Annotated in this window: 13 protein-coding genes, 1 tRNA gene and 1 pseudogene; 9 read left to right on the plus strand and 6 right to left on the minus strand. The window is 63.5% G+C overall.

The genetic code is table 11. The features are described from left to right. Positions 1-395: 395 nt before the first annotated feature. Positions 396-1643, minus strand: coding sequence for a serine hydroxymethyltransferase (glyA, locus tag GRX03_RS01800; RefSeq protein ID WP_159762483.1), 1248 nt, complete (start codon positions 1641-1643; stop codon positions 396-398). A 109-nt stretch (positions 1644-1752) separates the two neighbouring features. Here glyA and GRX03_RS01805 point away from each other — a divergent pair, with 109 nt between their 5' ends. Next, on the plus strand, positions 1753-2292 hold the full coding sequence (locus GRX03_RS01805) for a hypothetical protein (RefSeq protein WP_159762484.1): 540 nt from the start codon (positions 1753-1755) through the stop codon (positions 2290-2292). Positions 2293-2299: 7 nt separating this feature from the next. On the opposite strand, the gene serS is transcribed toward GRX03_RS01805, so the two are convergent. Continuing rightward, positions 2300-3682: a serine--tRNA ligase gene (gene serS / locus GRX03_RS01810; RefSeq protein WP_159762485.1), complete on the minus strand. Its 1383-nt coding sequence runs from the start codon at positions 3680-3682 to the stop codon at positions 2300-2302. Positions 3683-3837: 155 nt separating this feature from the next. Here serS and GRX03_RS01815 point away from each other — a divergent pair, with 155 nt between their 5' ends. Further along, positions 3838-4173 carry a hypothetical protein gene (locus tag GRX03_RS01815; RefSeq protein WP_159762486.1) on the plus strand — a complete coding sequence of 112 codons (336 nt, stop codon included), beginning with the start codon at positions 3838-3840 and terminating at the stop codon, positions 4171-4173. A 5-nt stretch (positions 4174-4178) separates the two neighbouring features. Here GRX03_RS01815 and GRX03_RS01820 read toward each other — a convergent pair whose 3' ends face one another. Next, positions 4179-4616, minus strand: coding sequence for a hypothetical protein (locus GRX03_RS01820; protein WP_159762487.1), 438 nt, complete (start codon positions 4614-4616; stop codon positions 4179-4181). Positions 4617-4727: 111 nt separating this feature from the next. On the opposite strand from GRX03_RS01820, the pseudogene GRX03_RS01825 reads away from it, so the two are divergent. Together GRX03_RS01825 and GRX03_RS01830 are read left to right on the plus strand one after the other, a co-directional pair. Then, positions 4728-6153 (plus strand): annotated as a pseudogene (locus GRX03_RS01825) (APC family permease). Further along, the gene (locus GRX03_RS01830) at positions 6153-6848 is read left to right on the plus strand and encodes a universal stress protein (protein WP_159762488.1); all 696 of its coding nucleotides are present in this window, start codon (positions 6153-6155) and stop codon (positions 6846-6848) included. Before GRX03_RS01825 ends, GRX03_RS01830 begins: the two are co-directional and overlap by 1 nt. A gap of 139 nt (positions 6849-6987) precedes the next feature. Here the strand turns inward: GRX03_RS01830 and GRX03_RS01835 are convergent, their stop codons facing one another. Further along, entirely contained in the window at positions 6988-8550 is a 1563-nt protein-coding gene (locus tag GRX03_RS01835; RefSeq protein ID WP_159762489.1) for a methyl-accepting chemotaxis protein, read from the minus strand. Positions 8551-8659: 109 nt separating this feature from the next. On the opposite strand from GRX03_RS01835, the gene rio1 reads away from it, so the two are divergent. The 3 genes from rio1 to GRX03_RS01850 all read left to right on the plus strand — a co-directional run bounded on the left by rio1 (position 8660) and on the right by GRX03_RS01850 (position 10296). Further along, positions 8660-9520 carry a serine/threonine-protein kinase Rio1 gene (gene rio1, locus GRX03_RS01840; protein WP_159762490.1) on the plus strand — a complete coding sequence of 287 codons (861 nt, stop codon included), beginning with the start codon at positions 8660-8662 and terminating at the stop codon, positions 9518-9520. Positions 9521-9609: 89 nt separating this feature from the next. Next, the gene (locus GRX03_RS01845) at positions 9610-10149 is read left to right on the plus strand and encodes an FxsA family protein (RefSeq protein ID WP_159762491.1); all 540 of its coding nucleotides are present in this window, start codon (positions 9610-9612) and stop codon (positions 10147-10149) included. 73 nt (positions 10150-10222) lie between these two features. After that, a tRNA-Ile gene (locus tag GRX03_RS01850) sits at positions 10223-10296 on the plus strand. A 193-nt stretch (positions 10297-10489) separates the two neighbouring features. On the opposite strand, the gene GRX03_RS16470 is transcribed toward GRX03_RS01850, so the two are convergent. Beyond that, positions 10490-10963, minus strand: a complete 474-nt coding sequence (locus GRX03_RS16470; RefSeq protein ID WP_233739762.1) for a type IV pilin — start codon at positions 10961-10963, stop codon at positions 10490-10492. A gap of 275 nt (positions 10964-11238) precedes the next feature. Then, positions 11239-12549 carry a methyl-accepting chemotaxis protein gene (locus tag GRX03_RS01860; protein WP_159762492.1) on the minus strand — a complete coding sequence of 437 codons (1311 nt, stop codon included), beginning with the start codon at positions 12547-12549 and terminating at the stop codon, positions 11239-11241. 122 nt (positions 12550-12671) lie between these two features. On the opposite strand from GRX03_RS01860, the gene GRX03_RS01865 reads away from it, so the two are divergent. Together GRX03_RS01865 and GRX03_RS01870 are read left to right on the plus strand one after the other, a co-directional pair. Further along, on the plus strand, positions 12672-13130 hold the full coding sequence (locus GRX03_RS01865) for a hypothetical protein (protein WP_159762493.1): 459 nt from the start codon (positions 12672-12674) through the stop codon (positions 13128-13130). Between the two features lie 45 nt (positions 13131-13175). Continuing rightward, positions 13176-13439: a hypothetical protein gene (locus GRX03_RS01870; protein ID WP_201289156.1), complete on the plus strand. Its 264-nt coding sequence runs from the start codon at positions 13176-13178 to the stop codon at positions 13437-13439. The last annotated feature ends 136 nt before the right edge of the window (positions 13440-13575 follow it).

Consider the following 13575-nt stretch of genomic DNA (forward strand, 5'->3'; position numbering starts at 1 on the left):
GGTGGTGGTGACGGCCGGTCGATATCCAACCCCCCGGATCACGGCCAAGCCAACCCAGAGGTGCACACCAACTCCCGTGTGGCGGGAGAACTCATGTGGATACCCCCCATTCCCCCCTTCCCCCCACACACACCCCGCCTGCGGGAGTTGTCCGGCGCGGGCATCATCCCCCCGGTGCCTGCCCGGAACTGTCCGCCTCTGCCCCACCGTTAACGGATCCCCACCCCCCTCTCCCCCCACATCTTGGTTTTCTCCCTCTTCCCCCCACTTTTCACACGCTCGCTAGCCCGGCTGACGCTCTTCGCCGGGCGCCCTCGAATCACTCTCCGACACCAGCGGCTACTGGCCCCTCTGACGCTCTGTCCTGAATACCGCGATACGGAAAAAGGCGCTTCTCAGTCGTACAGCGTGAACTCGTCGGTGAGTTCGTCGACGCGCTCGCTGACCTCGCTTTTGACCGCCTCGTCGTCGTAGTTGTCGACGACGCGGTAGATCAGATCCGCCACCTCGCGACAGGCGTCCTCGTCGAACCCACGGGTGGTCAGCGCCGGCGTACCGACGCGGATGCCCGAGGGGTTGAACGCGGATCGGGTCTCACCGGGCACCGTGTTCGCGTTGAGCACGATTCCGACCTCCTCGAGGGCTTCTTCGGCGTCCTTGCCGGTGGTGTCGGGGTGTGACTCGCGCAGATCCACCAGCACGAGGTGGTTGTCCGTGCCGCCGGAGACCAGCGAGAAGCCGTGTTCCTGCAGACGGTCGCCCAGCGCCTTCGCGTTGGCGACGGTCTGTTCGGCGTACTCCTGGAACTCGGGTTCGAGCGCCTCCTTGAAGCCGACGGCCTTGCCGGCGATGTTGTGCATCAGGGGTCCACCCTGGCCGCCGGGGAACACCGCGGGGTCGATGTCCTCGGCGTGTTCCTCGGTGGTCATGATGATCCCGCCGCGGCCGGCGCGGATCGTCTTGTGCGTGCTGCCGGTGACGAAATCCGCCACGCCGACGGGCGAGGAGTGCACGCCCGCCGCGACCAGTCCCGTGGTGTGGGCGATGTCGGCGAGGTGGTAGGCGTCGACGCTGTCGGCGACGCGCTGGATCTCCTCGAACTCGATGTCTCGCGGGTACGCGGAGTAGCCCGAGACGATGATGTCGGGATCGAACTCCTCGGCGGTCTCTTCGAGTCCCTCGTAGTCGATGTAGCCCGTCTCGGCGTCGACCTGGTACTGTTCGACTTCGTAGGTCTGACCGGTGAAATTCGCCGGGTGGCCGTGGCTGAGGTGGCCGCCGTGTTCGAGTTCCATCGAGAGAATCTTGTCTCCCGGTTCGAGTACGGCGAGGTAGACGCCCATGTTCGCCTGCGTCCCGGAGTGTGGCTGGACGTTGACGTGGTCGGCGCCCCACAGTTCCTTGGCGCGTTCGATCGCCAGTTCCTCGACGGTGTCGGCGTGCTCACAGCCCGCGTAGTACCGCTCGCCCGGATACCCTTCCGCGTACTTGTTGGTCAGCTCCGAACTCTGCGCTTCCATCACTGCCTCGCTGACGTGGTTCTCGCTCGCGATCATCGCCAGCGTGTCCTCCTGTCGCTCGCGCTCTGCGGTCAGTGCATCGGCAACGGCCGGGTCCACGTCCCGTACCGTATCGTAGCTCATACTCCCATTCAGGAACCGACAGGTAATAATCTACCTTTTCGACGGGGGTGTGCCAACGAACGCCACGACGACCCGTAAGATATGTGCTTGCGAACTCCCCAGCGTATCTGTGAACAGACGATTACTCGTCGTCGGCGTCGTCGCCGTCCTCGCGCTGGCCGGGTGTGCCGGCCTCGGGGGCGAGTCCGAACCGGCCAACGAGCAGCCATCCGAAGACGCCGGCTCCTCGGTCGTCGAGACAGGAGTGCGGGCCGCGAACGCCACGGCGGGAGCGACCAACGTCACATACGCGGTCGGTATCGAAGTCACCGAGGCGGCGGCCGGCGAGGACCTCTCCAACGTCGGCGCGACTCTCCCGCAGGGAGCGTTCACCGTCGACCCGATCCGCAACGACGAGATTCTCATCGGGATCGACACCGACGGCGACGGGACGATCGACCGCGGCTTTCAGGAGAGCGCCGTCGACAGCGTCGACAACACCGACAACTCCTTCGACGTGCGGATGTCCTCGGAGTACACGCTCCAGGCCGGTGACGTGGTGTTAGTTCAGCACCCCGACATCGACAATCCCGGCCAGCCGGGCGAGTACACCGTCGAGACGCGGCTGAACGGTCAGCAGACGGACGAGGACACCGTCCTGATCGAGTGACTTTCCGTCACTCCTTCTCGCCCGCACCGACCGCGGACTCACCGACGGGCTCGTGGCCCTCGATGACCGCTTGGCCGCCCATGTACGGCCGGAGCGCCTCGGGGACCGTGACGGTGCCGTCGTCGTTCTGGTAGTACTCCAACAGCGCGACCATCACCCGCGGCAGGGCGAGTCCGGAGGCGTTCAGCGTGTGCAGGTACTCCGCGGACTCGTGTCGCTCGGGCCGGTAGCGCAGGCCGATCCGCCGGGCCTGGAACTCCTCGAAGTTCGAGGCGCTTGAGACTTCGAGCCAGCGACCGCCCCGGTCGGGGCCGTGCTCCATGTCGTCGGCGGGCGCCCAGACCTCGATGTCGTACGTGCGCGCGGAAGCGAAGGTCAGATCGCCGCCACAGAGCAGGACGACCCGATACGGCAGGCCGAGTCGCTTGAGGACCTCCTCCGCCTCCGTGACGAGTTCTTCGAGGCGGTCGTCGCTGTCCTCGGGTTCGACGAAGTTGACGAGTTCGACCTTGTTGAACTGGTGAACCCGGGCCAGCCCGCGGGTTTCGGTGCCGTGTTCGCCGGCTTCTCGGCGGAAGTTCGGGGTGTACGCCTGGTGTTTGATCGGCAGGTCGTCGGCGAGCATGATCTCGTCGCGGTACATGTTCGTCACGGGGACCTCCGCGGTCGGGCAGAGCCAGAGGTCGTCGTCGTCGTAGGCCTCCTCGTTGCGCCCGCCGATCCGGTAGGCGTCCTCGGAGAACTTCGGGAGTTGGCTCGTCCCGGTCATCGACTCGCTGCTGACCGGGATCGGCGGGAAGACCTCGGTGTAGCCCTGTTCGCGGTGGATGTCCCGCATGAACTGGATCAGCGCGTGCTCCAGACGCGCGGCGTCACCCTTCAGGAAGTAGAAGCCGCCGCCGGTGACTTTCGCGCCGCGCTCGAAGTCGAGAATGTTGAGATCCTCCCCCAGATCGTAGTGCGGCCTGATCTCATCGGGTAGCTCGCGTAGCTCCTCGAAGCCGTGTCGCCGGACTTCCTCGTTGTCGCTCTCGTCTTCGCCCTCGGGAATATCTTCCTGGGGCACGTTCGGGAGTTCGAGCAGGCGCTGTTCGAGTTCCGTTTCGAGTTCGGCGGCCTCGTCTTCGATCTCCGCCAGTTGCTCTTTGAGTTCCTGTGAGCGCTCGATTGCCTCCTCGGCCTCCTCGTCGTTGCCCGCCTGCTTGAGCTCGCCGATCTTGTTGCTGACCTGATTGCGCTCGTGGCGCAGGTCGTCACCGCGGGACTTCAGCTCCCGCCACTGTTCGTCGATTTCGAGAATCTCCTCCAGTTGTGTCTCGTCCTGACCCCGCAGTCGAAGCCCCTCTCGGACCTGCTCGGGGTTCTCGCGGACGAACTGCCTGCTCAACATATACGTTCGTTCGCCGTGCCGTCGCAAAACCGTTACCGTTCTGTCCCGTCTCCCGCCCACGACGCACTCTCCGCTTGACGCACAAACGGCCGGTCTGTCCCGATCTATCATCTCAAATAACACTTTTGTCCGCCGGGGCCCAATAATTATCTACAATGCGAGTTAGTAATTACAGACTCACCGATTCGGTCGCGGGATTCGAGGAAGGCGACGTGTTAGACGTGACGGCGCGGTTCGGCGACTGGCACGCGTACAGTCTCAAACTCGAACAGTCCCCGTCTTCGCCCACCTCCCGGACGGTCGTCGTCACGGACAGCGAGGCCGGGTTCAGCGAGAGCGACGTTCTCGACGAGACGGCTCGAATCGGCGACTGGCACGAGTACGATCTGAAGTTCGACCCGGAGAGCCGACACGAGTCCCACTCCGGACGCGTCGTGCTCTCGATGGACGAACTGAAAACGGTCGCCGAACCGGTCGACACGAGCGCCTGACCCGGTCAGTCCTCGAACCGCAGTGACGACGTGGCGAAACCGGCCTCGTGAAGCGTCACGACGGTGGCCGAGGAGCCCTCATCGGGGATCGGGATCTCGGTTTCCTCGTCGAGTTCCGTCTCGCCGTCGACGGTGACGGTAAGGGACATCGTTCCGGGCGTCGTCACCCGCGATACCCCCCAGATCTCGCCCGGTTTGATCCGCCACGGCCCGTGTTCCATGCCGTCGCCGTCTACCTCGTACTCGACGGCGACGTTCTGTGGCTGGTCGCGCTCGTTTCGGAGTTCGATCAGATGGTCGGGATCCGGACCGATCAGCGGCAGCCGTCTGAGCAGTCCGAGTTTCAGCGCGACCAGTGCCGCCGTGATCGCCACGCCGACAGCGCCGACGACCCCTGCGACGAGATACCGCCGGTCGACAGCGGCGAGATACCGTCGAACCATGCGTTCCCATACTCGGATCTGGCATATGTGCGTTTGGACCCCGGTAGTCTATTTCTCCTGATGTATCGGGATCTGCACAAGGCCCAAGGAGCCCCCGCGTGACGGTCAGCCATGGGATCAGCAGACGCCGGGGAGAACGTCGCCGGAGAGACTCCGGATCTCTCCGAGACTATCGAAACTGACGAGGTGACAGTTACCGAGACGGGCGAACTCGAACGGACGCTCGGGCTGTCGGGTGGACTCGCGATCGGCATCGGGACGATGATCGGGGCCGGTATCTTCGTCTTCCCCGGTCTGGCCGGGGCCGAGGTCGGGACGGCCGCCACCGCCTCCTTCGCGGTCGGGGGCGTGATCGCGCTGCTCGTCGCCCTTCCGACGTCGGAACTCGCCACCGCGATGCCGAAAAGCGGCGGGGGCTATTACTTCGTCTCGCGCGGACTCGGGACACTTGCTGGCACTATCGTCGGACTCTCGCTGTGGCTCGGACTCGTCTTCGCGACCGCGTTCTACCTCGTCGGACTGGGGTTTTACGCGCTGGACGGACTGGCCGAGGCGGGCGTCGCTATCGCCGTCAGCGAAGGGCTGCTCGTCTCCGTGCTCGCGGTCATCGCCGGGATCGGATTCACCGTCCTGAACGTCACTGGGACGGAAAATGCTGCGAAACTCCAGAACGGGATCGTCGCGCTGTTGCTCTCGATGCTGGTCGCCTTCCTCGCGTTCGGTCTCGCGGAGTCGTTCGGTTTCGTCGACACTGGGACGCCGGCGGCCGAGGCGCGAGACACCTGGGAGGTCGTCCCGATCATGTCAGTCGCCGCGCTCGTGTTCACCTCGTATCTCGGCTTCGCACAGGTGGCGACCGTCGCCGGCGAGATGAAACGGCCGGGCCGGAACCTCCCGCTGGCGATGATCGGATCGGTGCTGATCGTCACGACGATGTACGTGTTGACAATTTTCGTCGCGACGAGTGTCTTCGACCGGGCGGCGCTCGCGGCCGCGGGCGAGACGGCGATGGTCGAAATCGGCCGCCAACTGCTCGGGACCGCCGGTGCGCTCGTCATCATCGCCGGCGGGTTGCTGGCGACGATGTCGAGTGCGAACGCGTCGATTCTGAGTACATCGCGGGCTATCTACGGGGTCTCGAAGGACGCCCTGTTGCCGTCGTGGGCCGCTCGGATCAACCTGAAATACGGCACACCTCACGTCGCACTTGGGATGGCCGGGGGTCCGGTAATCGTGCTGGCGGCGACCCCGTCAGGTCGCCCTGCTCGCGGAGGTCGCTTCCTTTCTCCACCTGATCATGTACGGGCTGATCTGTGTCGCACTGATCGCGATCCGTCGCGACGAACCGGAGTGGTACGATCCCGATTTCCGGGTTCCGGGCGGCCCGATTATCCCCGCAGTCGGGGGGCTGGCTAGCTTCGGGCTGATCGGGTTCATGAACCCGCTGTCGATTGGCGTCGGCGCGGCCGTCATCGCCGTGACGGCCGGATGGTACTTCTATTACGCCGGTGACGTACAACTCAAGGGGGCACTGTAATGACTCGCGTACTCGTACCCGTGGCGGTGCTCGACGGAGAGACGGTCTCGGCCGGATTGATGGAGCTACTCTCGACGATGGACGTGACGGTGCTGGGGTATCACGTGCTGCCGGAGCAGACGCCGCCGGACCAGGCGCGTTCGCAGTTCGGCGACCGAGCAACAGCGGCGCTCGACGACCTCAGCGAGGAGTTCCGCAACGCCGGCGGCGCGGCCGACCATCGGTTAGTGTTCACGCAGAATCGTGACCAGTCGATCGACCGGGTTGCTGAGGAGGTCGGCGCGTCGGCGCTCGGCATCAGCGGCACCACCGGCGATGTCGAGCAGTTGCTCGTCTCGCTGACCGGGGATGTCGATGTCGGACAGATCGCAGCGTTCACCGTCGATCTCATTGGGGATAGAGAGATCGCCGTAACGCTGTTTGCAGCCGGCGACGACGCCGGGGACGGACGGCTCGGAACCGCCGCAGAGACCCTCGACGCGGCCGGTATCGAGACGGAGACGAGACTCGGTGACGGACCGGCGTTCGACGCGTTGATCGACGCCGTCTCCGACCACGACGGAATCGTGATGGGCGAGCCCGCGGCGTCGCTGTCCTCGTTTCTGTTCGGGTCGGAGGCCGAGCGGGTGGCGTCGGCGTCGGTGGGGCCCGTGTTAGTGGTCCGCGAGGACGACCAGGGGGAGTCCTCGGAATAGGCGAGCGGTGACGGAGGAGCCGCGAGGACGACCAGAGGGAGTCCTCGGAATAGGCGAGCGGTGACGGAGGAGCCGCGAGGACGACCAAGGGGAGTCCTCGGAATCGGTAGCGACACAGCGAGTCCCAGCCCGAGCTACGTCAGTCCGTCGAAGCCTCGTCGACGCGGTCGGTCGCGGCCGCGACGCTGTCGTCCTCGCGGTCGATCCGGCTCTTCGCGGTGAGTTCGTTCAGGTGATCGACCATGTCGTCGATCGCGTCGCGCTGTTCGGCGGTCTCCTCGGTAATCTCGCCGATGCGGTCCTCGATGTCGTCGGCCCAGCCAGCCACCTGCTCGGAGGTGCTCGTGATCTCCTCGACAGAGGCCGCCTGGTCGTCGTTCGCGTCCGACACTTCGGCGATTCCCTCGGCGGCCTCCTGGGAGGCGACGACAACCTCGTCGAGCGCGTCGAGCAGGTCCGTGATCTCGCTGCTCGCGCTGCGGACCTGCTCGGTGGTCGTTTCTGTGGTCTCGACGGTTTCGCTCGTCTGTTCCTGTAGCTCGGCGACGAGGTTGGAGATCTCCTCGGCGTTCGTCTTCGTCTCCTCGGCGAGAGATTTGACCTCGTCGGCGACGACCGCGAAGCCCTCGCCGGCCTCGCCCGCCCGGGCGGCCTCGATGTTGGCGTTCAGCGCGAGCATGTTCGTCTGGTCCGCGACCTCGGCAATCACCTCGATCACCTCGTCGATGGCGCTCATCCGCTGTTCGAGCTGTTCGACAGTCGTGACGAGTTCGTCCGTCACCTCGACGACGGCGTCCATCTCCTCTTGGGCGCGTTCGCCGGATTCCTTGCCCGCCTCGGCGACGCGTTCGACCCGGGCGGCGGCGGAGTCGACCTGATCGGAGGTGGCCGCGACCTCCTCCATCGTCGCGCTGAGGTTCTGCATCTCCTCGTTGACAGACCGGATCGAGTCGTTCTGCTCGGTGACTTTCTCGTCGATCATGATCGCTTCCTCTGCGATGTCACCGGCGGCGTCGGACAGCTCTTCGACTTCGTCGACGAGTCCGCCGACCATCGTCTGTGTCGACTCGGCGATGGCGTTGATCGCGTCGGTCAGCGCGAGTACGTCCTCGTCGAGCAGATCCCGACTGTCAGTGTACTCGACGCGAGCGTCGAGACTGCCGTCTTCCAGCGCCTGCGCCGTGTCGGCGGCCTCCTCGACGAGATCACCCATGGCCTCGCGACGCCGGATGATTTCGGTGTTGTCCTGGACGAGTTGGATGACCCCCTGCGGTGATCCACTCTGATAGATCGGCGTCGCGACCGAGTGGACGTACAACAGGTCGCCGTCCTGATTTTCCATCTCCTGTTCGACCTCGTAGGCGCGCTGGTCCCGGCCGGAGCGGTCCGCGCCGAACTCCTCGTCCGCGCTGTCTGGATGGTCGACGACGGCGTTTGCGAGCGTCCGTGTCCGTTCGTCTCTGAAGAACTTCGCCGTGTCGTCGTCTCCGAGCACCTCGCCGCGGTCGATTCCCGTCAGCACCTCCATCTCCCGGTTCCAGCCGATCACCCGGTGTTGCGTGTCGATGATGAACGCCGGCTGTGGGAGCGTGTCCAGTAACGCGTCGGTTGCGATGTCGATGTCCTCCGATGCTGAATCACGCCCGCCGAGTGTGTCCTCGGTCCCTTCGGCCTCTGCGACCCCCTCGTCTGATTCGCTCATACCGGCTCGTCGCGCTCGGTCTGCTTGAATCGAACGCGCCGAGTATCAGCGCTGATAGCGCCCGGGCCGGGGACATGTTTTAACGGTTGGCTCCGTTAGCGGCGGGTAGATGGATCAGGAGTACGGCCTACTCGACACCGACGAGGCGGACGCTCCGGGCGACGAGTGGGAGGAGATCGACTACTCGGACACGGAAGCGGATCGCATCGCTCGCAAGCGCGACCGGGAGTTCAGCCAGTTCCGCGAACGGATCAAAGACGCCGACCAGTTCAAGGTCACCGAGTCGGTCTTCGACGAGGCGACCTACGGTGCGCTGTACAAACTCGTCCAGGACGGTCACATCGACGCCTTCGGGGGTCCGATCTCGACGGGGAAGGAAGCGAACGTCTACACGGCGCTGCGCGGGGACGAAGAGGTTGCGGTGAAGATCTACCGGATCAACGCCTCGGACTTCCGGGAGATGGGTGAGTATCTGGAGGGCGATCCCAGATTCGAGGAAGTCGCCGGCAACAAGAAGGCCGTCGTCGTCGGCTGGGTTCGCAAGGAGTTCGCGAATCTCGAACGCGCGCGTGCGGCGGGCGTCCGGGTTCCGGAACCGATTGCCGTCGAACGGAACGTCCTCGTCATGGAGTATCTCGGCGCGGAGGACGGCCGCGCGAAACGGCTCGCCGAAGTCAGCATCGAGAACCCCGAAACGGCCTACGAGGTCGTCCGAGAGTACATGTACCGACTGTACGACGCGGGAATCGTCCACGGTGATCTCTCGGAGTACAACATCGTCGTCCAGGACTCACAGCTATACGTCATCGACGTCGGCCAGGCGGTGACGATCCACCACCCCAACAGCGAGGACTTCCTCGAACGCGACTGTGAGAACGTCGCGGCGTTTTTCAACCGCCAGGGGGTCGACACCGACGGTGACCAGTTGCTCGCGTACATCCACGAACACGCCGACCCCCGCGAGGAGTAGCCGCCGTCGATCCTGCGCGTGACTGAACGGCGCGCCGCGTGTTGCGGTACTCTCGAAAAGGGTTTTTATCAGGGCACAGAAGGGTCTGTATGCTCCGTCTCATCGGGCTGTTACTGCTGATCCCGTTGCTCGATGCCATCCTGCTGGTCGTCTTCGGGTGGTATTTCAACTGGGTGCTGGTCGTGCTGGTGGTCGTTCTCTCCGCACTGATCGGGCTCCTGCTCGCGCGCGCCGAGGGCAGACACACGATCCGGAAGATCCAGCGCCGGGCGGCGAAGGGGGAACCGCCGACGAACGAACTGATCGACGGTGCCCTGCTGCTCGTCGCCGGGGCTTTCCTCCTCACTCCGGGGCTGATTACCGACGCCATCGGGCTGTTGCTGGTCATCCCGGTCACCCGATACCCCTTCCGGGTGCTGCTGAAGAAGTACGTCATCGTCCCGTACGCCGATAAAAAGACTGGTGGCTTCGTTACCGGCAACGTCTATCTCGGTGGCTTTCCCGGCGGCGACGACAGACAGGCCGGGCCGGGGGTCGGCGGTTCCGACGGCCCGGACTCCGGCGACGGCGGTGGCTTCGACGACGCGACTGACGTGGATTTCGAGGAAGTCGACGGCCGCGATCGGTGACGGGAACCGGGGACGGCTCCGACCGAAAAGAAACGCTTAACAGTGCTCCTCGGATACACCCTGATGCAGGCGAGGGCCAATAGCTCAGTTAGGTTGAGCGCTCGGCTGATAACCGGGAGGTCCGCGGTTCAAATCCGCGTTGGCCCACTATCTTTGCGGACGGTTTTTAGCCGAACAGACTCCCGTCTATGGCTAGAGAACGGCCTTTCGTGATTCGGCTTCTGAGAGTCGGATCTGGTCATAAACAGACGGCCGCTGAGCACGACAGCGGTACCGGCATTTACTCAGGCATTCACCCACCTGATTGTTTCACGATTAAAAAATACTGGCTGCTAAAGTACTACGACGATGAGTCGGAATAAATAATCTCCGAGTTTTGATCAGCAGGGTTCCACACGATCTCAATTTCCCACTCTTCAATCGGTGTAGACCCGCTACCGTCAACAGCTCCACTAGTGGTTACGGTCTGTCCGTTGATCGTTGCGTCTGTTGTATTTATCCGAATTGTGTCGCCTGCGGTCACCTCATCCAGATTAGCACGACCAGCATCCAAGTCGAATTCCACCTCAGACCCCCCAACTGTGCCTTGAATCGTCGCGACGCTCGCATCAAAATCGTCGCCTCCTGTCACATCAAGGGTCAGATTATTATTTTCGATGCTGGCATCAATTGTCGGCGTCGGCGCGGGGTCATTGCTACTGTCACCAAGCCCGAGCACGAACGACGCGATCACGGCCGCGAGAATCACGGTAATCGCGACCATCAGAATCACGCCGATCACTGGGCTCACTGCACTGCTGTCGTCCTGCAACATGCTCTTTATTCGCTGCATGAACAAATCCAAACTCAGATCGATATGTAATAAACCCCGGTGTCCGATTATACAACGTGAGACGTGAATCCAAAATTGAAATACTATTTCGGCTGGATAAGTGCGTTTTCACTCAGAGAAAATGTCTCTCTATCCGTCGATTTTCGACTGCCAAGTACCTTTGTGATAGCTGTCACGACAGATTGATCCGCCCGCTAAGAATCACGTCAGAAAATCCCGGATGATACTCGCGTTACGCCGCGGTCGCCGGAGTCGGCTCAGGACAGTTCCTGCATTTCGCTGTTGACCCGTTCCAGACTCTCTTCGATATCAGCGATCCAGTCGACCTGTTCGTCGTTGGCTTCTGCGATCTCCTCGGCCGCTCCGGCCACGTCAGTCGCGACCTCGGTAATCTCGTCGATCATGCTCGCGATCTCCTCGGCCGAGGCCGCCTGATCGTCCGTCGACGTTGCGATCTCTCCGATCCCGCGGTCGGTCTCTTCGATGGCATCGAGGATAGCCCGCTGGTTTTCGACCATCCGCGTCAGGTTCTCCGCCACCTCCTGAATCTCGGCGTTGGTCTGCTCGACGCTGTCGGCCGTCTCGACGGTCATCTCGCGGACTTCGCTGACGATCTCGTCGATCTCGTCCGCCCGGCGTTTGGACTCGCTGGCCAGGTCTTTGATCTCGTCGGCGACGACGGCGAAGCCGTCTCCGCTCTTGTCGGCCCGCGCCGCCTCGATGTTGGCGTTCAGCGCGAGCATGTTCGTCTGGTCGGCGATATCGTTGATCATCGCCACGATCTCGTCGATCTCGTCGACTCGATTCCGCAACACGTTGGCGTCTTCGGTGACACTTTCGGCGGAGTCGGCGACGGTTTCGACTCGATCGATCGACTCCTCGGCCGTGTCGACGGACTCCGCGGCCAACTGCTTGGCCTCTGTACTCCGGCTGCTGACCTCCTCCGCGCTGGAGGCGATCTCTTCGACGGTCGCGCTGAAGCCCGAGACCTCCGATTGGACCTCGTCGAGATTCTCGGCCTGTTCGTCGGTGAACTCGCTGATCTCGCGGGAACTGTCGGCAACGTCGCTGGCGCTCTCGCGCAGTTCGGCGACCCCGCTTTTGAGTTCGCCGGAGAGCTGTTCCTGAAGCTCTTCGAGACGTCTGCGCTGCTCGACGATGTCAGTCACCTCGTTGAGCATCTCGATGACGCCGATCACGTCATCCGAGGGGCCGGTAATCGGGATGGCGACGACCCGTGAGTGTGAGACCGTCCCGTCGGCGGTCTCCGCCGAGCGGATCTGGTCCTCTCGGACCGCCTCGCCGGTGCGGGCGACAGTCTCGGCGAGGGTCTCGTCTTCACCTTCTGTCCCGAACACATCGTAGGCGTTCCGTCCGAGAACCTCCTCACGGGGGAATCCCATCAGATCCTCGATGGCGTCGTTCCAGTAGATCACCCGCCCGTCGGCGTCGATCCCGAACGTCGCCTCCGGGAGGTCGCCGATCAGACTCTCGAAGGCGTGACGCCAGAACTCTCCTGGTGCTTCACCCTCCGCCGGTTCCAGTCGTGTGTCCGTTGCTGTCGCCATTTTCGCTCACTTTTTCCACTCTCCTATTAAAATCCAACTCCCGAAAATCAATTTTTGGTAACGACGGCCTCACACCTCCGTGCGAGCGGAGTCTACTTGTCGCTTCAGTCCTCCCATGAAACATGGATCTCGATCGGTTCAGCGAGACGACACCGGCGGACGACGCCCCGCCGGACGCCCGAGTCTGTGCGGTCGCGACACAGCAGGAGACGTTCCAGCGGTGCCGGGAGGGCTTCTATCCGGCACCGCGCTCGTACGACCGCACCCGCGAGCCCTTCGAGTACATGGCCTTTTACCGGACTACACCGGTCTCAGCAATCACGCACTATGCGCGGGTCGAGCGCCGCACCGAACAGCGCCGCGGCGAGGACGGGCCGATGACGGAGGCTGACTGGGCGGCGACGATCGACCCCTTCTCGGACGAACAGGTGGTCGTCGTCTTCGAGCTTGCGGAGTTAGTCCCGCTCGACTCGCCCGTCGAGAACGACCAGACCGGGCTGCGCGGGGCGTGGTACTGCACCGTCGGTGATCTGCGCAGCGCGGAGACACTCGGCGAACTGACCGACGTGGCGGAGCAGTGACACCGACAGCACAACGACTTTCTCCGCCGCCGCGTATCGTCCGCTGTGGTCGACGACGTACCGACAGACGTGCAGACGGTACTTAGCCAACTCCTCACCGCGAGCAGGAAAGCACTCGACAGCGGAGATACCGAGACCTGCAGACGGACTATCAGCAGTGTCCAGTCGGTCGCGACGAACAAACTCCCCGAAAGCGAACGTAGAGCCCGCCTCCGACACGGCTGTGAGCGTGTCCAGGATCTTATAGGGGGAGACGAGGCTGCGGCGGCACGCGCGTACGTGGTTGCGATGGAGTCACAGATGGAGTGATTCGGGGGGAGAGACACATTCTTTTTCCCGGGAGACTTGGAGGGTACCACGGCTCAGCCACGGTACGATCGGCTCGACAGCGCCGTTCTCTCGTCTTCAGGATCCACAGTGAATCAGCGCCCTCAGTCGAACTGGG

Source organism: Halovenus carboxidivorans (assembly GCF_009831575.1).
Lineage (GTDB): Archaea > Halobacteriota > Halobacteria > Halobacteriales > Haloarculaceae > Halovenus > Halovenus carboxidivorans.

Coding starts and splice junctions, on each gene's coding strand:
- glyA (WP_159762483.1), bottom strand. CDS start 1,643: ATGAGCTACGATACGGTACGGGACGTGGACCCGGCCGTTGCCGATGCA.
- serS (WP_159762485.1), bottom strand. CDS start 3,682: ATGTTGAGCAGGCAGTTCGTCCGCGAGAACCCCGAGCAGGTCCGAGAG.
- GRX03_RS01815 (WP_159762486.1), top strand. CDS start 3,838: ATGCGAGTTAGTAATTACAGACTCACCGATTCGGTCGCGGGATTCGAG.
- GRX03_RS01820 (WP_159762487.1), bottom strand. CDS start 4,616: ATGGTTCGACGGTATCTCGCCGCTGTCGACCGGCGGTATCTCGTCGCA.
- GRX03_RS01830 (WP_159762488.1), top strand. CDS start 6,153: ATGACTCGCGTACTCGTACCCGTGGCGGTGCTCGACGGAGAGACGGTC.
- GRX03_RS01835 (WP_159762489.1), bottom strand. CDS start 8,550: ATGAGCGAATCAGACGAGGGGGTCGCAGAGGCCGAAGGGACCGAGGAC.
- rio1 (WP_159762490.1), top strand. CDS start 8,660: ATGGATCAGGAGTACGGCCTACTCGACACCGACGAGGCGGACGCTCCG.
- GRX03_RS01845 (WP_159762491.1), top strand. CDS start 9,610: ATGCTCCGTCTCATCGGGCTGTTACTGCTGATCCCGTTGCTCGATGCC.
- GRX03_RS16470 (WP_233739762.1), bottom strand. CDS start 10,963: ATGTTGCAGGACGACAGCAGTGCAGTGAGCCCAGTGATCGGCGTGATT.
- GRX03_RS01860 (WP_159762492.1), bottom strand. CDS start 12,549: ATGGCGACAGCAACGGACACACGACTGGAACCGGCGGAGGGTGAAGCA.
- GRX03_RS01865 (WP_159762493.1), top strand. CDS start 12,672: ATGGATCTCGATCGGTTCAGCGAGACGACACCGGCGGACGACGCCCCG.